This is a genomic window from Bacillus sp. XF8 (assembly GCF_017498755.1).
Taxonomy (GTDB): domain Bacteria; phylum Bacillota; class Bacilli; order Bacillales; family Bacillaceae_G; genus Bacillus_A; species Bacillus_A bingmayongensis.
Map to the genome: position 1 here is coordinate 1 of NZ_JAGDQK010000036.1, position 24,496 is coordinate 24,496.

Genomic DNA, 24,496 nt, shown 5'->3' on the forward strand with positions numbered 1-24,496 from the left:
TGAGCCCTGTGGAATACAGAATCCAATCCTTATTAGCTGCTTAGAATATTTGTCTAACTTTTTGGGTTCACTTCATTACAAGTGGTGCGTTTTCTTTTATATTTCAAAATCCCTTCAAAAGTAAGATGCGAACCTCTCTACTTCACTTTATTTTTTAAAGAATAACTTTTGGCAATAAAATAACAGCGTATAAGCCCCTAAGCTTTGTAAAATAAAAACGCTTGGTATAGCTAAGCTACCAGATACAATATCTTTATCCAAAAACCTCATAATAATATATCCTGCTATAAGTAACAATAACAACATATACCCTTCGCTCTTTTGCTTTTGAATAAGAAAATGTAATAAGGCGATTGTCATAAATAAAGTAACAACTAGATAGATAAGCTTTTCACCTTTTAACAGTATCCCATTCATTCCTTCTGATGATAGTTGATCTATATTTGGTTTAAGAGAAGCTAACCGTTCTACTTCTAGTTCTTTTAATGTTTGATTCATACTTTCTTTCATACTTTGTGCCTGAGCCGTTTCTTGTTTATTTCGTTGTTCTCCGATTAAAATTGACTGCACATACGCATGATTAGAAATTGTATACTGTTTCATTCCCATCGCTTGAACCCCATAATTCATACCAAAATGGGTGGCGTAAAACACAGCAACAATTCCAATCATTTTCAACAAGACATTTTGTTTATCTGCACTTTGAAATACTTCCACTAGTGACACATATACAAGTACCAAAATAATGATGAACATTCCTACTGGATAAATGATATTACTAAGAGCAAGTAATATCGCTGCACATGCCCACATGTAAGAGTGACTTAATCCCTTATGGAGCAATATATAACAGGCGAAGTAAAATAAAAATATAGAGAATAGTTCCCCTGTTAATACTAGGCAAGAAAGAATATTTGGCAAGTATAGTGCATAAAATATTGCCGCAATGCGACCACATTCTTCTTGGAATAAAATTGTAGCAATTCGATAAATGAAAAACACGATTCCTGCACAATATAAAATATTACATAGTTGTAAAACAAATGTAGCATCACCAAACACCCGAATCAAAAATGACTCATATATAACGAAAGGTAATTGCCCCACAATATTTATGTTACCACTGTTTCCTAATGCAACCTGTTTTGCAGTTTCATGCATAGCTCTCGTATCACCGATCACTGAGGCATCTAAAAAAAGAACTGCTCCTATTCTGACAAGTAACGTCATACTCATTAAAAAAATGAGAAATTGTTTATCTGTAAATCGATATTGCAAAATAGATGAAAGAAGTAAAAGAAGTATAACGAAAATAAATAATACAATCGTTAAACTCGTAGAGCTTCCACCAAAAAATTGCTTACTTCCCTCGAAAGCGTTCCAGCAAGAGTAAGCAAAAAAGAAAAACATAATTCCAACAATTATTTTACTAAATCCTGTTTGTATGTGATTCATATGTACATTGCACCTCTATTTCCATTCATAACACAACGATTCTACCACGAATAGATACATGGCTGTTAGAAAATTTGTATGGCAAAAGTGTAGTAGCCACCTTTCACTTGCAATGTAAGCGAAACCTCTTTTACACTACAATCTATACAAAACAAAGTTTCTTTCAGTTACACGCATAGAAATACCACATTATTTTATATTTGATAAAACAAATTCCTTATCTAATCTCAATCACCTAGCTAACGAATGAGATTTTATACAATAAACACTACATGCCGCCCTGATTGAAAACATAAATAGGAGTAGATTATATGAATAAAAAATTTATGAGAGAATCAAAAGCAATTAAAACAACACGTGTTTTCCCAAATGATTTGAACAATCACCAAACATTATTTGGCGGAAAATTATTAGCGGAAATTGACAGCATTGCATCTATTGCAGCAGCAAGGCATAGCCGTAAACATTGTGTTACAGCCTCAATTGATTCCGTTGACTTTTTAACTCCAATCCATCAAACTGATTCCGTTTGCTATGAGGCATTCGTTTGCTATACTGGGAAATCCTCTATGGAAGTATTCGTAAAAGTCGTTGCAGAAAATCTATTATCTGGAGAACGCCGCATTGCTGCAACTTGCTTTATTACATTCGTAGCGATCAAAGATGGTAAACCTTCTTCCGTACCACAAGTGATACCTGAAACAGAGGAAGAACATTGGCTATATGAAACAGGATTAGAACGTGCTGAAAGTCGAAAAAAAGGGCGTTTAAAAAGCAAAGAAATGGCCGAAGTATTAACCTTAAATAAACCTTGGAATATTCAATAAATACCTTACCTTCCTTTTTTAAATACAAATAAAAAAGGAAGGTTTTTTATAATAAAACATATACTTTCTAGCATTTTAAAGCGTATTATACAAAAAACAGAGAGTTGCTTTACAAAGTTTATATGCGGTAAACTTATACAGATGTTCTTGTAATCTTCTTCCTTTAAAAAAGGCTTATATATATGATGCAAAACATAAAAAACTAGAGGAGATAAAATTCTATGATAGAACAAAAACGCCTCGTTTCAGTTGTTATCCCGCTGTATAATGCGGAAAAATATATTGAAGAAACGATGCAATCAATATTAGATCAAACATATAAAAACATTGAAATTGTAGTTGTAGATGATGGAAGTAAAGATCAATCATCTGCTATTGTAAAAGAATTTCAGCAAAAATATCCTGAGCAAGTGAGATATGTTCATCAGAACAATCAAGGCGTATCTGTTGCTCGTAACACAGGAATTGAACACGCTAATGGTGAGTATGTTGCTTTTCTTGATAGCGATGACCTATGGCATCCAAGTAAAATAGAAAAACAAGTGGAAAGTATGCATAGGAACAGCATGGATGCTTGTTATTGTGGATATATGAACTTCTATGAAGAAACAGGTGAGAAAGTAGAGCATGTAACAAACTTCATCAAGGGGGATATGACAAAAGCCTTCTTAACACATCAAGTTGTTGCTCAAACGAGTACATGGATTTTTAAACGTTCTATTGTCATGGATCACGATATCCGCTTTACACCTGGCTGCAGCTGGGGAGAAGATTTAGAGTTTCTCTTTAAACTGATGAGTGTTACAAACGTGTGCTACGTCGATGAATATTTAACATATTATCGAATTTTATCTGAAGGAAATCTTTCTTCTAAATATAAAGATTACGAATTAAAAACAACAAAAGAGTTAGAGGTATTCAATCGGATGAAAGACTGGGTTCATCAAAAATCTCAAGATTTGATAACAAAGGATTCTCAAGAACTTATCCAGATCTTAGAGACATACCTATTCCCATATACAGTTATTAATAATGCCTGTATCTATATTAAAGAGAACTCAAAATTAGAAAAATCACAAATTAACTTGATTAAGAAAGATTTAAAGAAGTATTGCCGCAAAATTTATTCTAAAAACGGAAAACGAAGTAAAAAACTATATGCAATGCTTTGGTTCGTACGAATCAAATTCATGTTTTCTTAAATAAAAATATGATTCTAAACATTCTTTTGTAAACAAATCATTGTTACAAATAGGAAAAATTCAGTCCTGAAGAATAGAAAGGTATTTTCAATGAAAACAAATAAAATCCTTAAAAACGCATCCTATCTCTTTGTAGGAAATATTATTGTTCGTTTTGTACTCGCTATTGCTACAATTCTCTTTGCGAGATATGTTTCGCCAACAGATTATGGTATGTTTACAACCGCATTAGCTGTTTCAGCTGTTATCTGTTATTTTACAGACGCGGGTTTAACACATACCTTTATGCGCGAAGGAACGAAACAAGGTGCTAATATTAGTGAACTCATAAGTAGTTATTTACGTGTTCGCTTAGTTTTAGCCGTTGTCATTTCTATTCTCTTTGCCATTTTCGCACAGTTTTTCTATGACAATGCTTACTTACGCGCGATGGTATATTTAATTGTATTGCCAACAATGTTCGGGGCAACCTTACAAGGTGTAGGAATGGCCTATTTCCAAGTAACAGAACGTATGCAATTCACTGCTATCATCTCTGTATTACAAGGTCTAACAGCAGCAGTTGCACTTTTACTAGGAATGTCTTTTAAGTGGTCGCTTATGATGGTTGCAGCAATGTACGGGGTATCAAGCCTTGTAACAGGACTGATCGCATTTATAATGGTAATCCGCTATACAACCATTCATAAAGGTTGGGATAGAAAAATTTTAGATCAGCTACTTGTTTTCACAATCAATGGAATCATCATTATGTTACTGCCACAGCTAGGTCCAATCATATTAGAGAAGGTTTCGACATTAAAGCAAGTCGGATTCTTTGGAGCTGCATCGAAAATCCCAGCAGTACTTTATCAAATACCTGGTGTAATTGCGGCTGCCTTTTATCCAAAACTATTCGCTTTTGGAAATGAAAAAAATATTGATGAGCATAGAAAATTATCACATTTTGAATTAAAACTTATGTCTTTTTTAGGAATGGGAATTTCTATTCCGTTTATCGCTGACCCAAGTTTTTGGATTGTTAGTCTACTAGGAGAAAAATATGCACCAGCAGGTAATGCGCTTGCTATTTTAGCATTTATGGTTATTTTGCAATCCATTAACTATCCACTTGCTGACAATTTAACAACAATTGGACAGCAGTGGAAACGTACGACAACAATGGCAATTGGTTTAGCAGTTGCCGTAATCAGTTATATCGTATTAGGTAGCAAATTCGGAATGATGGGTGCTGCTGCCGCAGCTATCCTAACAGAAGTTACTTTATTATTAGGATTTACTTTATTTGTTCATAAAGGATTCCAACTATTATTTAAAGGGATTATATTTAATACCCTAGCATTTGCAATTAGTTACGGTTTATATCGCGTTATATTAATTAATTTACCACCACTCGTTGCATTAACGCTTACTGGTATACTATACGGTATCATTGGTCTCGCAATTGACCCACAAATACGTGGTTTAATTTTAGGGTTTGTAAATAAAAAATTAGCTCGTAAAGAAGCGTAACATACTTGGTTAGACAAAAAAGATCAAAATATCTCCTTAATATTTTGATCTTTTTTTACTTTACTCCAAGCCTTTATATGATGCTGAGTGTGTACTCCCATGCCAAATTGACTTGTTTTCCCAGAATGATATACTGTAGATTGGGCAATACTGTTAATTTCATATGATTTAATAATACATATAACAGCTATTGTTTGCTTTATGTTGATATAGTTGTTATAGCACTACAGTACAATTATTTTTTCAACTGTAGTGCACATAAGAGATACACTTTGAAAAAACACTACTTAGAAGGAGTTATTTTGTAATGAATGTAGAACCGAATAATCGTAAATGGATTACAAAAAGCACTCTCATTGTAATTCCATTACTGATTGCATGTGCGTTTATTTTTCATTTCTTTTTTTTAGAATCGGATAATGCTTTTTCCAGTACAGGAGATGCATTAACCCAATTTGGATTTTTCACATTTCTAATTCAACATGCTTTTAAAGATGGAAACCTATTTTGGTCTTTTAACTATGGATTAGGCGGAGATTTGTTCAAAGAATTTAGTTACTATTATAGTACAGCCCCATTCTTTTGGATCACATTATTACTTCCAAAACTAAACCTTGAGCAAATTTTTGATTTGAAATTATACATGAGTATTATAAAAAACTTTCTAGCAATGCTCTTTATGTATGTTTCTTTACGTTATCATAAAAAAACAGCCTTTTCTTCTTTTATTGCTTCCATTATATATGGTGGATGTATCACATTTATCCGTCATTCTTTATTATGGGATTTTATGGCAGATGCTATTGTTTTTCTCCCTTTAGTAATATGGGGACTAGATAAATATATTATTGAAAAGAAAAAAGGACTCTTTTTATTTGCTACAGCTTGTATGTTAGCATCAAATTTTTATTTTGCATTTATGATAAGTATCTTTATCTATATTTATGCTTTTTTCCAATATTTCGCTACACAACAAAATAAATCGATTAAATCCTTTGTAACATACTATATAAGAATTGCTTTACTATACGCCTTATCCTTAGGATTAGCTGCTTTTTGCTTTATTCCTTCTGTAAATGGTGTATTAAGTGCGGATCGCTTATCGAAAAAGTTCCATATTCCGCTATTCTTTGAAGATTCATTTTATAAAAATGTAGTAGAAAGTATCTTTTTCATTCATGATCCAGAATACCAATTAGCATTACCTGTATTCTTACTTTTCCTAGGTTTTATGGGCTTATTCATTCGTGAAAAAACGATTTTTAATAAAGTATTATTTACAATATTTATGTTTATACTTTATCTACTTCCATATACCTATTCTGTCTTTAATGGATTTTCAGCAATGCAATCAAGATGGTTTTTCTTATTCGTATTTGTAATTGCACAAGCTATTGCGTATATATTAGATTGGCTACTTAGTCATAAAAGTAAATTCATCTATGTACTAACAACTATTGTACTTGCTAGTGGAACATTTATTTATGGATTTAATCACAAATTAAACGTAAATGGCAAAGCATTTACAAAAATTGATTATATTACAATGGGTGTCATTGTTGCTTCTATTATTATGCTGAGCATATGGCGATTTGTACCAAAAAAATTCATACAATTTTTAATCGCTCTCAATATACTTTTTAATTTAGCAATTGTAAATTACGCCTATTCCGATAAATCGCTCGGTGAATATTTCGGACAAGCTAGAGTCACAAAAGAAACATTACATGCATCTGGTTATGATAATAAAGAAGAAATAGCTGCAATTCGTTATATACAAAATCAAGATAAAGATTTCTATCGAGTTATCAACCCAAATAGTGTTCACAATACGCCGTTTGTTCAAGAATATCATGGCACGAGCACTTACCAAAGTTTAGTTGATTTTTATGTCCATGACTTTATGAAAAACAAATACAATGTTATGCAAAAAACTGATACCCCTTCAATGTTCTTCCAATTAGATAACCGACTATTTCTAGAAAACATGCTAGGTGTTAAATATTATGTAATGGGCGCAGACGTAACTCCGGAAAATATCCCATATGGTTATAAGTTACTAAAACAAGTGGGGACGCATAATATTTATGAAAATGAAAATGCATTGCCATTAGGAGTTGTATACGATTCCGCTATAAGTGAAGAAGAGTTTTCTAAATTAAACTTTGCACAAAGAGATCAATTACTATTAGATGCTGTAGTTGTTAATAATGCAAAAAATTATTCATTAGCTCATTTTGATACAAATAAACTGGATTCTAAATCATTACCTATTCATCATGATCAAATCAAATGGGAAAATATCGAAAAAAATGGCGATATACTAACTGTCCATGAAAACGGACGTATGATCGTACCTGTTGACTCTTCTAATGTTCTAGGTGACTATCTCGTTGAGCTGAAGATTAAAGATGTAAATAAAAATACTTTTACAGTCAATATCAATGGAAAATCTATGGTAAAAGGTCATGAAGACGGTGCTTATTCCTATCCATTAGAACGATTTGTCTATAACTTAGGAAAAAATAACCACCCATCAGAATTAACTATTTCTATAGATCCAGGTGAGTATTCTCTTCAAGACTTACAAGTTAATGTTACCAACTATCAAAACATGAAAGAAAAAGTAACAGCTTTAAAAGAGAATAGACTTCAAAATATTTATATAAAAAATAATTACCTAAAAGGTGATATAAATTCCAAAAAAGATGGATTATTATATCTATCCGTACCATATAGTAAAGGATGGTCTGTAAAAGTAGATGGAAAAGAGGCAAGCTTTGTAAAGGCAAATTCTTCATTCATCGGTATTCCGATTCAAAAAGGATCCCATACCATTGAAATGACTTATGTCACTCCATATTTCAAATTAGGTGTAATCATATCCATCACTTCATTAATCATCTGTATACTATTAATGGTTTTTGAAAAGAAACGCAGACAAAAAAGTTCTCAGTAAAACTTTTTACTGATGCATATACGATAATAAAAAGGTTATTTCCAAAATATAAGGAAGTAACCTTTTTTCATTATTAATTGATCTAACTTTACATCAATATATATTAATATATATTGATATTAACAATCGTAATAGAAAATAATCAATAACCTAACCAGTTTTAACTCTAGACCTCATATACTCAATTGTTTCCCGTAAACCATCAATGTACGCTGTCCTCGGAACTTCTCCTATATATCGTTCATACTTCTCTCCACTGAGCACTACCGGTTCTTCCGTTAAATATAACATCTCCACAAACTCTTTCATCTGTTTATCAAATAGACCAAGCATCCCTATCATACGTTTTTTTACGGTCATGACAGATTTTTTATATCCTGTTAGTTCCCTTATATATTGAATCATTTCTTCCCCTGTAATGACACCACAACCTGGTATATTCCAATTTTGTCCATATGCATCATTACGTAATGCAAGTTCAACAATTGCCTTAGCGCCATCAGGTGTAAATATATATTCTCTAGCAAGCTTTTTATCCCCAACAAAGCTAGATATTTTATTTTCAAGAACACTTTGTAACGTATGATGAATGAGGGTACTTTCCGCATTCGGACCATAAAAATCTGGAAAATGAGCAATAAGCACCGGCACGCCATATTGCTTTGCCATTATTTCAAGTTGTAAGCGAATGTTCCCCTTCTTTGTGTGCGGATTCTTTTCTGCTTCCTCCGTTATCTTCTCTCGCCCCTGCCTTCCGTACGCATAAATATTGTCTACCATCGCTAATTTAATGCCATAGTATTTCGTTGTTTCTAGAACATTCTTTAATAAATTTGACTGTTTTGCTTCCCAATCTGTATACGGAATATTTACAGCATGAAAAATAACATCAACACCTTTAGTCGCTTCCATTACATCCAATCGTTGAAATACATCTCCTGCTATTATTTGTACCTTTTCTTCTCCTTGAAATAACCTTTCCAGCCTTGTCTTATTTCTTGCAAAAGCAACCACATCAATTCCCCTGGCACATAACTCTTTCGTAATTGCATACCCCATTGCTCCAGATGCTCCCAATACTAACGCCTTTTTCATCACCATATCCCCCTTTTAATTAACCGATGTTCAATTAATGTTAAAAAGAAAATCACTTACATCAGAAGCGATTTTGCAATAAAATTCACATGTGCTTTAGCTAAATCTTCTACATCTTCAAATGTTTGATCACTTCCACAATAATGTGCAACAAATCCGTGTAATGATAAAAAAACAGACCATACTGTCATCGCATTTATATTTCCTTTACATAAAGAAGATATAACAGAAGCGAACTTCTCATAACTAACATTTGGTCCATCTGCTAAACATTCTTTTAATTCATCGTCTTTAATCAAGAACATGATTTCATAATGACTTTGATTTCGTAAACCGAATTCAATAAAGCCAAATAAAACCGCTTTTAATTGCTCTTCCTGTTTTAAATTTAGAGCATTAATTTCATCTAGTTTTTGATCCAATAATCGAAAATCTTGTTCAACCATCGCATAAAAAAGCTCTGCTTTATTTTTAAAATGATAATAGATTGAGCCATGACTATATCCTAATTCTGCTGCGATTTTACGCATTGAAGTATGCTGATACCCTTGTTTTATAAATAAATCCCTCGCTGCATTCATAATCATTTCTCTCGTTAATTCTTGTTTAACTGCTCTTCTTGGCGACATTTCTCATACCTCACAATACAATTAACCACTGGTCAATTATATTGTATTGTTTTTCCAAAAAAAAAGCAATCCTATTTTTGAAAAAATATACATTTTGAAAGGATAGCATTATATCCGAGAATTTAGTATCATGATTCAAGATACTATTTTGAAATGGACGGAGGACATTATGAGCTTATTAACAGTTGAAAATTTAGGTCATACATTTGGTGATCGTACACTATTTAAAGACGTATCAATGCGTTTATTAGCAGGAGAACATGTTGGTTTAGTTGGTGCAAACGGCGTTGGTAAATCAACATTTATGAATATTATTACTGGACAACTTATCCATGATGAGGGACGCGTAGAATGGACACCTGGTACACATTACGGATATTTAGACCAACATACAATCTTAACACCGGGCAGAACAATTCGTGACGTATTAACAGATGCGTTCTTACCTTTATTTGAGAAAGAAAAAGAACTCAATATCATTACTGAGAAAATGGGAACAGCTACGCCGGAGGAATTAGAAGAACTTCTTGATCAAATGGCAGAGATTCAAGATGCGCTTGAAGCAGGTGGTTTCTATTTATTAGATATTAAAATTGAAGAAGCTGCGCGTGGTCTTGGAATTGATGCAATTGGTTTAGATCGTGATGTTTCTGCATTAAGTGGTGGACAACGTACAAAAGTATTACTTGCAAAGCTATTACTTGAACAGCCAGAAGTACTATTACTGGATGAGCCTACCAACTATTTAGACGTTGAACATATTCAATGGTTAACAAATTATCTAAAAGAATATCCACATGCGTTCCTATTAATTTCCCATGATACGGAATTTATGAACAAATGTGTCGATGTTATTTTTCATCTAGAATTCTCAAAAATGACGCGTTACACAGCGACATATGAGAAGTTTTTAGAACTTGCAGAAATCAATAAAAATCAACACTTAAATGCTTATCAAAAGCAACAGGAATTCATTAAAAAGCAAGAAGATTTCATTGCAAAAAATAAAGCTCGTTATTCTACAACGGGCCGTGCAAAGAGCCGTCAAAAACAACTTGACCGCATGGAGCGTATCGATCGCCCAGAAACAGCGATTAAACCAGAATTTTCATTCAAAGAATGCCGTGCGAGTAGTCGCTTTGTCTTTGAAGGGGAAGACGTAGAAATCGGATATACACATCCACTATTACCAAAACTAACAATGACAATTGAACGCGGTGAAAAAATTGCAATTGTTGGGTGTAACGGTGTCGGTAAATCGACATTATTAAAAACAATCCTTGGAAAAATTAAACCATTAAACGGAAAAACAAGTCTTGGTGATTTCTTAGAACCAGCATACTTTGAACAAGAAGTAAAAGCAGATAACTTAACACCTATCGATGATGTGTGGAACACATTCCCGAATTTAGACCAACATCAAATTCGTGCAATGTTAGCGAAATGTGGTCTAAAAAATGAACACATCACTCGTCCATTAAGCCAATTAAGCGGTGGAGAGCAAGCAAAGGTTCGTTTATGTAAATTGATGGGTGAACAAAGTAACTGGCTATTATTTGATGAGCCGACAAACCACCTTGACGTTACAGCAAAAGAAGAATTGAAGAAAGCTATGAAAGCATATAAAGGAACAATCCTTCTCGTATGCCATGAACCAGACTTTTATGAAGATTGGGTAACAAAAGTTTGGAATGTAGAAGAATGGGCACAACAAAAAGCTTAAATACTAAAACATTTTCCTTGCTTTCTTATGCAAGGAAAATGTTTACTATATAGAACAAAATTTCTATCCGTACTTTACTTAAATAAATTTCATCTCATGTAATATCTCATTACTAAAAGTATGGATATACAAGGAGTATGAACGCAAAATGAAAAGTATATCCTCCACTAAAATCAATTCCCTTTTAACAAAATGTTTATTGATACTGTGTCTCATTATTTTTATATTTACCACATGGAATTCTGTAATCATTACTAGAGATACTTTCTGGACTCGAATCCTGATTATATTCCCAATCATTGTTATAATTCTACTTCTCCTACTTCTTCTAGGGTATATTGTAAATAAATATATTTCCCAGATATCATTTATTGTTTTACTAACTATCTTAGCTTTTTCTATTCGATTGATTTGGATTATAACCATACCCACTCTCATCGAATCTGACTTTGAAATGCTGTATAATAGCGCAGTGCAAGCAGCTAATGGAGATTTTAGCTTTGCTCAAGGCACGTATTTTACTACATGGGTTTATCAACTTGGCTTTACAATGTATCAAGCTTTCATTATTAAATTATTTGGTGAAGGAGCTTTCCCACTCAAATTATTAAATGTTCTATATTGCACAGGAACTGTATTACTCATTTATCTCATTACTAAAAAAGTTTTTAATGAATGGTCTGGACGTATTGCTGGATTACTGTATTCATTATATATTCCAAGTATTATGATGACCTCAGTATTAACAAACCAGCATCTTGCTACATTCCTTTTCTATCTTGGATTTTATTTATTAATTGCAAAAGGACTAAGTAGCCAATATACATGGATTTTCATAGGTCTTACATTATCTCTAGGAGACATCATTCGTCCACTCGGCATGCTAATTTTAGTAGCCGTAGTTATTTATATTTTCCTTCAAGGAATGTTGGGACAAACGAAAAAGGTGATTTTCAATTCTTTCAAAAAACTAAGTGGGATTTTAATTGTCTTCTATCTTGTACACTATGTAATAAGCTACGCTTTCATTACATCCGGAATTACACAGTATCCTTTATCAAACCGTGACTCCCTATGGAAATTTGTTTTGGGATTCAACCATGAAACAAGGGGAAGCTATTCAGATACAGACGCAGCTCATATTATGTCTTTTGAAATTGGTGAAAAGCGAGAGGCTGAAGAAAAGAGAATCATTAAAGAAAGACTAGCTGATAAACAAGAGGTTTTAGCTTTATTTAAAAATAAGTTTGCTCTTATGTGGGGGGATATCGATGCATCTCCATATTGGAGCTTAAATATGGAAGGTAAAGAAGATTTAAAAGAGACTTCCTTAAAATATGAACGCTATATGTATATCGCAACTATGCTATTCGGTATCGTATCACTCTTATCTCTCATAGCAACGAAACAAAAAAATTATTATTATACTCCTTTTTGTTTACTAATTATTGGATATATACTCATTCATTTCTTAATAGAAATTCAGGCACGATACCGTTATTTCATTATTCCAAGTTTCACCATTATCCAAAGTTATGGCATATACATGTGCTATAAACTGATAACAAAAAGAACAGTAACCAAAAGAAATAATGTAAAAACATCCTCTATTAGTAAATAAAGTGCCCCTTTAATTAGTGAGGATCTTCTTCATCCACCACCTAATTTCTTTACCTTTTCTGAAGTTTGAGGTGAGTGTATCATTGCCCGTTAATGCGAGATAAAAAATCATTACAAATATGAATGCTTTACGCAATGTTCTTTCATATTTCATAAACTAACTCTTCATTAAAATTGGGATAACAAAGATTGAGAACATTGAAGAATGAACATAAAAAGGTCATTGAGACACCTATCCTCAATGACCTTTTCTATATCTGTTACATACTAATGACTAAGGCACCTACAATAATAAAGCTCACACCAATCCATTTTCTTTTTGTAATCTTTTCCGATAAAAAGAAATATGCAATGATTAATGACCATACATACGTAATAGCTGTTAATGGATACACAATTGTATAAGGAACATATTTTAACAAGATAATGTTAAAGATTGCGCCACCTGAATACAGGATACCTCCTATAATGAAATTAATAAGAAAGCTCTTCTGAAATCCGATTCCATTCGATGTTGCCTTTTTAAAAAAATAGCCACCTAAAGCACCTAAAATTGTCATGAATATAAGTAAACTAACTTTCAGTATCACTGCCGCCAATTAATACAGCTCCTATAACAATTAATATTGTTCCTAAAATATGCTGATACGTTAAAGACTCTCCTAAAAAGAATGTTCCTAAGAAAAGTGCAAATACATATCCCATACTTAACAAAGGGTGTAGTACCGATAAACTTCCAAAACGAAAAGCTACAATCATAAGTGCTGCTCCTACAAAATACATAAAAAATCCAATTAAAAAATATAAATTTATATGACCATTGGACAACTTCCAAAGAAGCTGCCCAACTGCGGTACTGAAAGATGCTATAAGAATAAGCACAATACCAATCTGGTTATTTTTAATAGAGTTCCCTAGTCCATTCATCATGATTGCTGCTCTCGTTTCACCTGTACACTCGCCATTAAGAACAATATGTACGTAACTAAAATGTTTGCATATAAATACCTCACGTCTTGGGCTGGTAAAGCAACTGCCACTGTTCCTGCATTTAATAAACATGGTAAGGCTACTAAAATAAGTTTCCAGTTACTTTTTATAGCTGTTACAAATAAGCATAAAATCATAATAAACAGGTAAGCTGCAGGACGATTTAAAATATTTAAAGGACTATTCTCAACTTTAGTAAGTACTTTGCTTAGTACAGTTTGAACTTTTTCACTTCCATAAGCAACTTTAATACGATGCTCTTTTAGCACTTCAGGAGATGGTGGCTCTTTTCCATAAGTAGATGTATATCCATCAGCTGGCACCTTAATTTGCCACACAAGAGAGGTAATATCTAAGTAACTCTCCGTAACTAGTTTCGGATTTTGTTTACATAGTTCTAACCAATGCTCAAAGAATTCAGCTTTGTTTGCGTATAGAAACTTACGATTATAATTTTGACTTCCTTTCAATGGATCCGCAATATATGGATTATAATTGTTTTTCCACTCTTCTAACGGTAATACTTGTCCGTAATACTCTAACTGTTCTTTTGTAATATTACCATCATATGAAATTACTCGACCAATTTGCTGAATCGGTATTGCGTAAGCTTCGTTTGGGTCCGATGGCTTTACATGAAAATATGAAAAGATAGGTCCAGTTACGATAAAATGCAGTGCGATTACAACAATAGCGACCGCATACATTTTAACAAGCTTAAATCTAAAAATAATAAAGAAAATGATCATTGTAACAAGGAAGGCTGGAAAACCATTGTGTCTGAAGAACACAACGCCCACACTTGCTATAAAGAATAGTAGCACATTTGTGTTTTTATGTAGCCATTTTCCTTCCGTACTAACAATATTAAACAGCAAAATGGTTAAGAACATGATTGCTGTGCTAAATAAAATATCTTTCCATAGTGTTACAGAATAAACACCATTAATTGGCATACATGCAAAACCTACGATCGCTAAGTAAACAATCCATTTATTCGCACCTTGTTTTCTAAACCGATAAGCGCCATAAGCAAATACAAGTGACATGATTAAGATTTGCGCAATACCAACTACAGCTGGCGAATCCCAAATCTTTGTAAGTAATAATAAAAACCATGTGTGTACAACAGGATGCCAATCATTAAATTCAAGTATATGGATTTGTATCCATTGGAATAAAGAATCCACTGTCATAATCCCTGGGAAAAGACCGGCTAAATATAAAGAAAAAACAGCCATACTCGGTACTGCATACCAAAGAATATGAACTTTACTAACTTCCTTCTTATCGTTACGTAATCGGAAAAGAAACCGAACAATTACCAATATGAGTGCAAACAACACAATATATGTTGATACGTACACATAGATTTTCGTAAAAGTACTGTTATCTTGTAAATAATACTGTTCACCCTTTAAACTGAGTAATAAACATAAGGTATACAACACAAGAAAAGTAAAAGAAAATCTTTGATTTCTACGCTTTAGTTGGTAGTATGGTTCAAATGTCTTTCGACTAAAAGTAATAAAAAATAAAACGCTAATTGCAATTAAACTAATAATTAAATGAGTAGTCGATACATCGCGAATCGGATAGAAAAAGAAAATAAATCCGATTCCAAAAAACACAGCAAGTGATAGAATAATAGCTATTCTTACTAGACTAACATTTGCTTGTTTCACGCTCAGTTCCTCCTATTCTTTCATAAACACGGTGCAATTCCATTTCATACTGTTTTCTATTATTAGAAACAACCGTGTCTAGAATTAAACCACAAGAGAAGCTTAGCATGGATAAAACCACGAACCCAACAGCAAGAATTGCAGAAGGAACTTTTGCTACATACTGGGATGTGAAAAATTCAATAATTACAGGAACCCCTACAATAAGCCCTAATAATAAAAATACACTAGACCATACAGAAAAGAATGCAAATGGTTTATAGTCTTTAAACAATGTAAAGATTGTTTTTAATACTTTCATACCATCAGAAAATGTATTTAATTTCGATTCACTACCCTCTGGTCTATCACGATAATCAATTGGGATCTCTTTCAGTTTCATTCTTTTATCTAAAGAATGAATACTCAGCTCCGTTTCAATTTCAAACCCTGGGCTCATAACTGGGAATGATTTAACAAAGAACTTATTAAATCCTCTATATCCCGTCATAATATCTTCAATATCACTTTTATATAACTTATTAATTAAGCCTTTTACAAGATTATTACCAAGGTTATGAAATGCTCTTTTATTTTCATTTCCGTAGGTTCCATTTGACAAACGATCTCCAATAACCATATCTGCCTCATTATTTATCAACGGTTCTAAAATTGAATGTACAAATTCAGCCGGATACGTATCATCACCATCAACCATAATATAATAATCAGCTTCAATGTCCATAAACATGGAACGGACAACATTCCCTTTTCCTTGTCGGAATTCTTTTCTCACAATAGCCCCATGCGATAATGCCACCTCTGATGTACGATCAGATGAATTATTGTCATAAACATAAATTTTCGCAGTTGGTAATTCTTTTTTAAAATCATCAATTACTTTACCTATTGTTATCTCTTCATTATAACAAGGTACTAAGACCGCTATATCCACTTACTACTCCTCCTTTAATTATACGAACAACCTTCCAAATATCACTTTGTATAAAATTACCTTAGTAATATTTACCAAACAATTCTATCATAAATTAAAGAAAATATTAAATCCCTTTAATTAATTTAAAAATCCGTGTCTTTTGATGAAAAGACACGGATTTTCACTAAAATTACTTTAAATTTCTACATACTCTACCGTTTAAAACACTTTTATATGATAATATCCCGCTAACCTCAACCGAAAATCTTTCAACTTAGCATATGACTTCAAATTTGCCAACATCCCCTGAATCACCGGGATTCTTGGATTTAGTAGTCTCATTTCAGCTTCCAAAACATCCAGTGTAACTAACAACTCATCGTTTTCTAATTGATCTGCTAATGTACGTTTGAACGTAACAATTTCCTGTAAAAAATGCTCTTTTGCCTGCTCTTTAATAAGCTCTGAACTACAAAAGAATTGTCTTAGCTTTTCTTCATGTAAAACAGGCATATCCTTAGATTGTACAAGACCTGCTACAATATTATCCATTCTCTTTACAATAAATGATGAAACATGAAATAGATCTATTTCAGCTGCATTTAAAATAATCAACTCTAAATAACCCCTGCATATCCCTTCTACCATAATAACAAGATCTAAAAGGTATGGAATAACCTGTTCACCATAAATTGATAATAAACTATTTCGATAAAATGCATGTGACTCGAGCTTCATTCTCATCATAAATGCTTCTACTTCTTTATTAAACGGAATAGCACTTTCCCTTGCATGCATAATAATAAATTCCTTATGCTCTTGTACATCACTAAACTGACAATACAATTGTTTTTCAAACTTCTCACGTGGAACTAATGATTCTTTATCAAGATCCATCATCTTTTTATGGATTTTGTCATAATAATATCGGAGTGTCGCTAATAACAATTCATCTTTCGACTTGAAATATAAATAAAAAGCCCCTTTGGATATGCCGCATGCTGTTACAATCTCTTGAACTGACGTTGCATTCACGCCCTTAGTTGCAAATAACTTCATTGCCATTTCTATAATTAAACGTTCTTTTTCTTTCATGGTTTCTCTCCTAATTCAATCTCGCATCATAAGATTTTAACTGCCTTTTATTATATCATCCTTTTCCATTGACGACTGACCACTCAGTCAGTTATATTATGTATTAGACTGACCAGTTGGTCAATACATGTTAAAAAAGGGAGCGCAAACATGAACAAAATTATTAACTTTTCGTTAAAAAACAAGTTCGCAGTTTGGCTATTAACCATTATCGTTACCGTGGCAGGAATTTATTCTGGGCTTAATATGAAGCTAGAAACAATCCCTGACATTACAACACCTGTTGTAACAGTAACAACGGTTTATCCTGGTGCTACACCAGCGGAAGTAGCTGATAAGGTATCTAAACCGATGGAACAGCAACTGCAGAATTTAAGCGGAGTCAATGTTGTCAGTTCTTCCTCTTATCAAAATGCCTCTTCTATTCAAGTAGAATATGACTTTGAGAAGAATATGGAGAAAGCTGAAACTGAAATTAAAGAAGCACTCGCAAATGTAAAATTACCAGAAGGCGTGCAAGATCCAAAAGTTTCTCGAGTAAACTTCAATGCCTTTCCTGTTATTTCATTAAGCGTAGCAAGTAAAGATGAATCTTTAGCTGCCTTAACTGAAAAAGTTGAAAAAAATATTGTCCCAGGACTAAAAGGACTTGATGGTGTTGCATCTGTTCAAATTTCGGGACAACAAGTAAATGAAGTACAACTTGTCTTCAAAAAGGATAAGATGAAAGAATTAGGTTTAAGTGAAGATACCGTTAAAAATCTCATTAAAGGTTCTGACGTATCTTTACCACTTGGACTTTATACTTTTAAAGATACGGAAAAATCAGTTGTTGTAGATGGTAATATCACAACACTCAAAGCTTTAAAAGAAATGAAGATTCCTGCTGTTCCTTCAGCAGCAAGTGATCAAGGTAATCCAGGAGCAGGGGCTCAAGCACCGCAGATGAATCCAGCTGCAGCTAACGGTATCCCTACTGTTACATTAGAAGAAATTGCTGATATAAAAGAAATTGGAAAAGCTGAATCCATCTCTCGTACAAATGGAAAAGAAGCAATCGGCATTCAAATTGTCAAAGCTGCCGATGCGAATACAGTTGACGTTGTAAATGCGGTCAAAGATAAAGTAAAAGACTTTGAGAAGAAATATAAAGACTTAGAAATCATCTCAACATTTGACCAAGGTGCACCAATTGAAAAATCAGTTGAGACAATGCTAAGCAAAGCCATCTTTGGTGCAATCTTTGCCATTGTCATTATTATGTTGTTCTTACGCAATATCCGAACAACATTGATTTCTGTCGTTTCTATACCACTTTCTTTATTAATCGCCGTTTTAGTACTAAAACAGATGGATATTACGCTTAATATGATGACACTTGGAGCCATGACCGTTGCCATTGGGCGCGTTGTCGATGATTCGATCGTTGTTATTGAAAATATTTACCGACGTATGTCCTTATCAGACGAAAAATTAAAAGGTAGAGACTTAATTCGTGAAGCGACAAAAGAGATGTTTGTTCCAATTATGTCCTCTACAATTGTAACAATTGCGGTCTTTTTACCTCTTGGACTTGTAAAAGGTATGATTGGTGAAATGTTCTTACCGTTTGCTTTAACAATCGTCTTTGCTTTATTAGCTTCATTACTTGTAGCAGTTACAATTGTACCGATGCTAGCACACTCTTTATTCAAAAAGGAAAGTATGAGAGAAAAGCAAGTACATCATGAAGAAAAACCAAGTAGGTTAGCAAATGGCTATAAAAAAGTGCTTGAATGGGCACTAAATCATAAAATCATTACATCTAGCATCGCTATTCTTTTATTAGTAGGTAGCCTTGCACTTGTACCAATTATCGGTGTAAGTTTCTTACCATCCGAAGAAGAGAAAATGATTATTGCAACATATAACCCTGAACCAGGACAAACATTGGAAGACGTTGAAAAAATAACAACAAAAGCTGAAAAACACTTCCAAGATAAAAAGGATGTAAAAACAATTCAGTTCTCATTAGGTGGAGAAAACCCAATGAGCCCAGGGCAAACAAATCAAGCTATGTTCTTCGTTCAGTATGATAATGACACGAAAAACTTTGAAAAAGAGAAAGAAAAAGTAATTAAAGACTTGCAAAAGATGACAGGAAAAGGTGAATGGAAGAGCCAAGACTTCGGGGCTAGTGGCGGTAGCAATGAAATTAAGCTATACGTATACGGAGATAGCTCAGAAGACATTAAACCTGTCGTTAAAGATATTCAAAATATCATGAAAAAGAATAAAGACCTAAAAGATACCGACTCTAGTATTGCAAAAACATACGCAGAATACACATTAGTGGCAGATCAAGAAAAACTAAGTAAAATGGGTCTAACTGCTGCGCAGATTGGAATGGGACTTTCTAATCAACATGATCGCCCTGTTCTTACAACCATAAAAAAAGATGGTAAAGATATTAACGTATATGTAGAAGCTGAAAAACAAAATTATGAAACTATCGATGATTTAACAAATCGTAAAATTACAACACCACTTGGTAACGAGGTAGCTGTTAAAGATGTTATGACTGTAAAAGAAGGTGAAACTTCTAATACAGTAACCCATCGTGATGGCCGCGTTTATGCAGAAGTAAGTGCAAAATTAACATCCGATGATGTTTCCAAAGCATCTGCTGCTGTTCAGAAAGAAGTAGATAAAATGGATCTTCCTTCTGGTGTAGATGTGTCTATGGGCGGTGTAACAAAAGATATTCAAGAATCATTCCAGCAACTCGGCTTAGCGATGTTGGCTGCGATTGCCATTGTATACTTCGTTCTTGTCGTTACATTCGGCGGTGCCCTTGCACCATTCGCGATTTTATTCTCGCTACCATTTACAATCATTGGTGCTCTTGTTGCCCTATTGATTTCTGGTGAGACATTAAGTGTATCAGCAATGATTGGTGCCCTTATGTTAATCGGTATCGTTGTAACGAATGCGATTGTTCTCATCGACCGTGTTATTCATAAAGAGAATGAAGGTCTATCAACACGCGAAGCATTATTAGAAGCTGGCGCAACACGCTTACGTCCAATCCTAATGACAGCAATTGCAACAATTGGCGCTCTTATCCCACTTGCACTAGGATTTGAAGGCAGTGGATTAATTTCTAAAGGCCTTGGAGTAACGGTAATTGGTGGATTAACAAGTTCTACATTATTAACACTTCTTATCGTTCCAATTGTGTATGAAGTGCTTAGTAAATTTAAAAAGAAAAAGAAAATAGTAAAATAAAAAATAACCTCGCGTGCAGCGAGGTTATTTTTTATTTCCAAACAGAATGAGAAAATCCCCATAACCCTCTTTCTCTAGTTCCTCTTTCGGAATAAAGCGAAGTGCCGCTGAATTAATGCAATAACGGAGGCCATTGGGCCCTGGTCCATCGGGAAATACATGACCAAGATGGGAATCTCCTTCTTTACTTCTTACTTCCGTACGCGTCATATTGTGACTAACATCCATTTTCTCTTTTACACTAGCTGACATAACTGGCTTTGTAAAACTTGGCCACCCACATCCACTATCAAATTTATCTAAAGAGGTAAATAGTGGTTCACCAGAAACAATATCCACATAAATACCTTCCTCTTTATGATTCCAATATTCATTTTGAAACGGTGGCTCCGTCCCATTTTCTTGTGTTACATAAAATTGCATATCTGTTAATCGCTCTTTTAAGTGTGCATTATCTTTCGGCCAATGTTGTTTAATAAAGGCATCTCGCCCTGATCCTTGGCGATATAATTCATACCGAAAAGCATTTTTCTTATGGTATCCTTGATGATATTCTTCAGCTGGATAGAAAGTAGCTGAAGGGAGAATTTTTGTAGCAATTGGCTTCGAAAAACGACCGCTCTCAGCAAGTTTTATTTTTGAAGCTTCTGCTTGTGCACGTTGTTCTTCACTATGATAAAAAATTACGGTTTCATAAGATTGTCCACGATCATGAAATTGGCCGCCGACGTCTGTTGGATCAATCTGTCTCCAATAAATATCCAATAATTTTTCATACGGCATTTTATTTGCATCGAATGTAATTTGTACCGCTTCATAATGCCCTGTTGTTTCAGAACATACTTCTTTATATGTTGGGTTCTCTTTATGCCCACCCGTATAACCTGAAACAACCTTAATTATGCCTTCCATCTCTTCAAATGGTGAAACCATACACCAAAAACAGCCTCCAGCAAATGTAGCAAGCTCTACTTTTTCATTTATAGTCAATTCGCATCACCTCACTATTTATTCTTCCTACAGTATGGCATATAAAGATAGACAATATGAAAGAAAAAGCATCGGACGCCGATGCTTTTTCTTTTACTTTATTTTTCAGCAAGATCTTTTTCTTTCTCATCACTCGTCACATCTAACACATCTAATAAAAACATAAAGACTGGAATACCGATAATAAGTCCCCATACACCTAAAAAGTGTTCTGAGAAAATTAACACCATAAATGTATAAAAAATCGGTAAATTTGTTTTTTGTGACATGAATTTTGGATTTAAGACATAACTTTCAAGCGCATGAATAACGGTAACAATAATTAAAATGTAGATTACATACGTAATGCTACCAATATTATAAGCAATCATACAAAGCGGAACAAGCGAAATAATGACACCAGCCACTGGAATTAAACCAAGTAAGAAAATCATTAACGCTAAACCGAGTAATTGCGGAAATCCTAAAATCCATAGTGCAATCACTGACAGAATACAATTGACAATCGCAATTAGGAACTGCGCTTCAATTACTTTCCCAAACGAACGAGCAAATTTCTTTCCGAAATATTCAATTTCATTATAAAAAACAGCAAGTCTGCTCTCTTTGAATTTTGCAGTAAAGGCAACAATACGAGCCTTCTCTAGTAAGAAGAATAAACTTAAAATGAGAGAAAGTAAAAATTGCAGGCCAAATTTTCCGACATTGGCAATAGATTTATAAAGAATATCTACACCTTGCCCCACATATTTAGAAAGTTCCATATGGTTAATTGCATTAATTGAAGCCTTGATAATTTCATTATCTGGTGGATTTTTAAGAAACACGTTAAACTGATAGATCAATTGTGAGATTTGCACCGTCAATACTGGTAGATATTTAAATAATGTAATGAAAATTCCACCAACTAACATTACATATAAAAATGCTATAATAATTTTCCGATTAATCGGCATAAAATGACTCAATTTTCGAGAAATAAACTTTTGGAATCGATCCATTAAATACGTAAGAATAAACGTAATTAAAATTAAATTAAACATACTTTTTAGCCCATATAGCATAAGGGCAAGTAAAAGTAGTACAAGTAATCTTTGGAATCCTTTGCTTTGAAACAGGTTTTTCATTTGCATAATCGACGAGTGATCTCTCCTGTCCTATAAATCATGTTACTTTCTATTTTACAATACAATGGTCCTTTTCAGAACGCATTATGCAAAGTATTAATGAAGATTTAAGAAAAATCTTATTTTCTTTCATATAAAATAGGTCTTACGACTACTGTAACACAAAAAGCAAGCTATCAGTAGAAATCTGTTCTACGAATAGCTTGCCTTTATTTTTCACAAATATATCCTGCTACGCGATGAATGGCATAAACATTGGAATAACAACAACTGTTACAACCCCAACTACTGTTACAGCAATACTTGCCATCGCTGCCTCTACTTCACCCATTTCAATCCCAACTGCAACGCCAAGTGCATGTCCTGCTGTTCCTAGCGCTAAGCCCTTTGCAATCGGATTTTTCACTCTAAATGTTTTTAAGAATAAAGCACCAAGTGCATACACAATAACCGCATTAAAGATAACTGCAAAAGATGTAATTGCTGGAATACCGCCGATGCTTTCAGATAGTGGTAATGCAATTGCTGTTGTTGCTGCTTGTGGTAACATAGAGTTCATTACAGATGTATCTAAGCCAATTGCTTTTGCGACAATGAACACGACAACCACTGAACAAACAGACCCAACAACGATAGCAGATAAAATTTGCCACCAATATTTTTTCAACTTATCAACTTGTTTATATAACGGAATTGCAAAGGCAATTGTTGCTGGCTCTAAGAAGAAACTAATCATTTTACCGCCAGTATTATATTCTTCAAATGTAAAGTTACCAACCTTCAAAAAGACAATTCCAAGTACCATTGCTACAAACAGTGGTGTGAATAAGAAAAATCCTTTTGAATGTTTAAATAAGAATGTTCCGATCCCGTATGCGATTAATGAAACGACGATTCCGAAATATGGAGTCATTGTGCTTGCCATGTTCATTACCTCCTAACCATGTATGGTCTAATATATTACGCAACTTTTCCGTGTTTGCGTCCTTTATTTACAACATCTAATTGTTTTGTATCTGTTGTTTCTTTTTCGTCTTTGCCTAGAATAAATTGTGCAAATAAACCTGTTACTGCTAATAAGATGATTGTTGCAACAACGATAACAGTTATGATTTGTACAAAGTACTGCCCCATTACGCCAAGAGAGTTAATAACGGAAATACCAGATGGTACGAATAAAAATCCGATAATACCTGTTAATGCTGTTCCAAGTGATTCAACCTGTTCCAATTTGATAACCTTTAAACATAATAGACTAAACAAAATGACTAATCCGATTACTGATGAAGGCATTGGAATTGGTAAATGCGTTGCAATAATATGAGAAACAAACATAATAGCTGAAAAAACAAATGCTTGTGATAAGAAACTGTATACTTTTTTTGTACTCATTTTGGCCACCTC

General features: G+C 33.5%; 19 protein-coding genes and 1 pseudogene. 7 read left to right on the top strand and 13 right to left on the bottom strand.

The features are described from left to right. Positions 1–147: 147 nt before the first annotated feature. Complete coding sequence (locus J4P91_RS20825; RefSeq protein WP_207995666.1) at positions 148–1,455, bottom strand: glycosyltransferase family 39 protein; 1,308 nt, start codon at positions 1,453–1,455, stop codon at positions 148–150. A gap of 311 nt (positions 1,456–1,766) precedes the next feature. Between J4P91_RS20825 and J4P91_RS20830 the strand changes: the two genes are divergently transcribed. The 4 genes from J4P91_RS20830 (at position 1,767) to J4P91_RS20845 (ending at position 7,955) form a co-directional block, all read left to right on the top strand. Beyond that, positions 1,767–2,282, top strand: coding sequence for an acyl-CoA thioesterase (locus tag J4P91_RS20830; protein WP_017150030.1), 516 nt, complete (start codon positions 1,767–1,769; stop codon positions 2,280–2,282). Between the two features lie 221 nt (positions 2,283–2,503). Further along, positions 2,504–3,484 (top strand): glycosyltransferase family 2 protein, encoded by a 981-nt coding sequence (locus J4P91_RS20835; protein WP_207995667.1) that lies wholly within the window; start codon positions 2,504–2,506, stop codon positions 3,482–3,484. Between the two features lie 90 nt (positions 3,485–3,574). After that, complete coding sequence (locus J4P91_RS20840; RefSeq protein ID WP_017150032.1) at positions 3,575–4,996, top strand: oligosaccharide flippase family protein; 1,422 nt, start codon at positions 3,575–3,577, stop codon at positions 4,994–4,996. A 307-nt stretch (positions 4,997–5,303) separates the two neighbouring features. Further along, positions 5,304–7,955: a YfhO family protein gene (locus J4P91_RS20845; protein ID WP_207995668.1), complete on the top strand. Its 2,652-nt coding sequence runs from the start codon at positions 5,304–5,306 to the stop codon at positions 7,953–7,955. 150 nt (positions 7,956–8,105) lie between these two features. On the opposite strand, the gene J4P91_RS20850 is transcribed toward J4P91_RS20845, so the two are convergent. Both J4P91_RS20850 and J4P91_RS20855 read right to left on the bottom strand, forming a co-directional pair. After that, a complete protein-coding gene (locus tag J4P91_RS20850; protein ID WP_207995669.1) occupies positions 8,106–9,050 on the bottom strand; it encodes an SDR family NAD(P)-dependent oxidoreductase in 945 nt (314 codons plus the stop codon). A gap of 56 nt (positions 9,051–9,106) precedes the next feature. After that, a complete protein-coding gene (locus J4P91_RS20855) occupies positions 9,107–9,679 on the bottom strand; it encodes a TetR/AcrR family transcriptional regulator (protein WP_017150035.1) in 573 nt (190 codons plus the stop codon). Positions 9,680–9,791: 112 nt separating this feature from the next. Here J4P91_RS20855 and J4P91_RS20860 point away from each other — a divergent pair, with 112 nt between their 5' ends. Further along, positions 9,792–11,402, top strand: coding sequence for an ABC-F family ATP-binding cassette domain-containing protein (locus J4P91_RS20860; RefSeq protein WP_081584544.1), 1,611 nt, complete (start codon positions 9,792–9,794; stop codon positions 11,400–11,402). A 148-nt stretch (positions 11,403–11,550) separates the two neighbouring features. Continuing rightward, positions 11,551–13,023 carry an ArnT family glycosyltransferase gene (locus J4P91_RS20865; protein WP_207995670.1) on the top strand — a complete coding sequence of 491 codons (1,473 nt, stop codon included), beginning with the start codon at positions 11,551–11,553 and terminating at the stop codon, positions 13,021–13,023. A 259-nt stretch (positions 13,024–13,282) separates the two neighbouring features. On the opposite strand, the gene J4P91_RS20870 is transcribed toward J4P91_RS20865, so the two are convergent. From J4P91_RS20870 to J4P91_RS20890, 5 genes are all read right to left on the bottom strand, one after another. After that, positions 13,283–13,612 carry an EamA family transporter gene (locus tag J4P91_RS20870; protein WP_207995724.1) on the bottom strand — a complete coding sequence of 110 codons (330 nt, stop codon included), beginning with the start codon at positions 13,610–13,612 and terminating at the stop codon, positions 13,283–13,285. Continuing rightward, positions 13,596–13,952: a DMT family transporter gene (locus tag J4P91_RS20875; RefSeq protein WP_207995671.1), complete on the bottom strand. Its 357-nt coding sequence runs from the start codon at positions 13,950–13,952 to the stop codon at positions 13,596–13,598. The genes J4P91_RS20870 and J4P91_RS20875 overlap by 17 nt, the downstream gene beginning before the upstream one ends. Beyond that, positions 13,949–15,697: a DUF6020 family protein gene (locus J4P91_RS29040; protein ID WP_207995672.1), complete on the bottom strand. Its 1,749-nt coding sequence runs from the start codon at positions 15,695–15,697 to the stop codon at positions 13,949–13,951. The genes J4P91_RS20875 and J4P91_RS29040 overlap by 4 nt, the downstream gene beginning before the upstream one ends. Next, the gene (locus tag J4P91_RS20885; RefSeq protein WP_207995673.1) at positions 15,678–16,631 is read right to left on the bottom strand and encodes a glycosyltransferase family 2 protein; all 954 of its coding nucleotides are present in this window, start codon (positions 16,629–16,631) and stop codon (positions 15,678–15,680) included. The genes J4P91_RS29040 and J4P91_RS20885 overlap by 20 nt, the downstream gene beginning before the upstream one ends. A 201-nt stretch (positions 16,632–16,832) precedes the next feature. Then, positions 16,833–17,708, bottom strand: coding sequence for a TetR/AcrR family transcriptional regulator (locus J4P91_RS20890; RefSeq protein WP_017150043.1), 876 nt, complete (start codon positions 17,706–17,708; stop codon positions 16,833–16,835). A 150-nt stretch (positions 17,709–17,858) separates the two neighbouring features. Here J4P91_RS20890 and J4P91_RS20895 point away from each other — a divergent pair, with 150 nt between their 5' ends. Beyond that, positions 17,859–20,975, top strand: coding sequence for an efflux RND transporter permease subunit (locus tag J4P91_RS20895; protein WP_017150044.1), 3,117 nt, complete (start codon positions 17,859–17,861; stop codon positions 20,973–20,975). Positions 20,976–20,999: 24 nt separating this feature from the next. Here the strand turns inward: J4P91_RS20895 and msrB are convergent, their stop codons facing one another. The 5 genes and pseudogenes from msrB to lrgA all read right to left on the bottom strand — a co-directional run bounded on the left by msrB (position 21,000) and on the right by lrgA (position 24,484). Then, positions 21,000–21,452, bottom strand: a complete 453-nt coding sequence (msrB, locus tag J4P91_RS29775) for a peptide-methionine (R)-S-oxide reductase MsrB (protein ID WP_374192061.1) — start codon at positions 21,450–21,452, stop codon at positions 21,000–21,002. A 45-nt stretch (positions 21,453–21,497) separates the two neighbouring features. Further along, a pseudogene (gene msrA, locus J4P91_RS29780) lies at positions 21,498–21,965 on the bottom strand (peptide-methionine (S)-S-oxide reductase MsrA); the annotation flags it as partial. 98 nt (positions 21,966–22,063) lie between these two features. Further along, on the bottom strand, positions 22,064–23,098 hold the full coding sequence (locus tag J4P91_RS20905; protein WP_207995675.1) for an AI-2E family transporter: 1,035 nt from the start codon (positions 23,096–23,098) through the stop codon (positions 22,064–22,066). A 226-nt stretch (positions 23,099–23,324) separates the two neighbouring features. Further along, positions 23,325–24,017, bottom strand: a complete 693-nt coding sequence (gene lrgB / locus J4P91_RS20910) for an antiholin-like protein LrgB (RefSeq protein WP_207995676.1) — start codon at positions 24,015–24,017, stop codon at positions 23,325–23,327. Between the two features lie 35 nt (positions 24,018–24,052). After that, on the bottom strand, positions 24,053–24,484 hold the full coding sequence (gene lrgA / locus J4P91_RS20915) for an antiholin-like murein hydrolase modulator LrgA (RefSeq protein ID WP_017150048.1): 432 nt from the start codon (positions 24,482–24,484) through the stop codon (positions 24,053–24,055). Positions 24,485–24,496: the final 12 nt, after the last annotated feature.

Bases quoted from the DNA above. Each gene is read 5' to 3' on its own strand.
- J4P91_RS20825 (WP_207995666.1), bottom strand. From the start codon at position 1,455: ATGAATCACATACAAACAGGATTTAGTAAAATAATTGTTGGAATTATG.
- J4P91_RS20840 (WP_017150032.1), top strand. From the start codon at position 3,575: ATGAAAACAAATAAAATCCTTAAAAACGCATCCTATCTCTTTGTAGGA.
- J4P91_RS20905 (WP_207995675.1), bottom strand. From the start codon at position 23,098: ATGCAAATGAAAAACCTGTTTCAAAGCAAAGGATTCCAAAGATTACTT.
- J4P91_RS20830 (WP_017150030.1), top strand. From the start codon at position 1,767: ATGAATAAAAAATTTATGAGAGAATCAAAAGCAATTAAAACAACACGT.
- J4P91_RS20855 (WP_017150035.1), bottom strand. From the start codon at position 9,679: ATGTCGCCAAGAAGAGCAGTTAAACAAGAATTAACGAGAGAAATGATT.
- J4P91_RS20845 (WP_207995668.1), top strand. From the start codon at position 5,304: ATGAATGTAGAACCGAATAATCGTAAATGGATTACAAAAAGCACTCTC.
- J4P91_RS20850 (WP_207995669.1), bottom strand. From the start codon at position 9,050: ATGAAAAAGGCGTTAGTATTGGGAGCATCTGGAGCAATGGGGTATGCA.
- lrgB (WP_207995676.1), bottom strand. From the start codon at position 24,017: ATGGCAAGCACAATGACTCCATATTTCGGAATCGTCGTTTCATTAATC.
- J4P91_RS20865 (WP_207995670.1), top strand. From the start codon at position 11,551: ATGAAAAGTATATCCTCCACTAAAATCAATTCCCTTTTAACAAAATGT.
- J4P91_RS20875 (WP_207995671.1), bottom strand. From the start codon at position 13,952: ATGATGAATGGACTAGGGAACTCTATTAAAAATAACCAGATTGGTATT.
- J4P91_RS20895 (WP_017150044.1), top strand. From the start codon at position 17,859: ATGAACAAAATTATTAACTTTTCGTTAAAAAACAAGTTCGCAGTTTGG.
- lrgA (WP_017150048.1), bottom strand. From the start codon at position 24,484: ATGAGTACAAAAAAAGTATACAGTTTCTTATCACAAGCATTTGTTTTT.
- J4P91_RS20890 (WP_017150043.1), bottom strand. From the start codon at position 17,708: ATGAAAGAAAAAGAACGTTTAATTATAGAAATGGCAATGAAGTTATTT.
- J4P91_RS20835 (WP_207995667.1), top strand. From the start codon at position 2,504: ATGATAGAACAAAAACGCCTCGTTTCAGTTGTTATCCCGCTGTATAAT.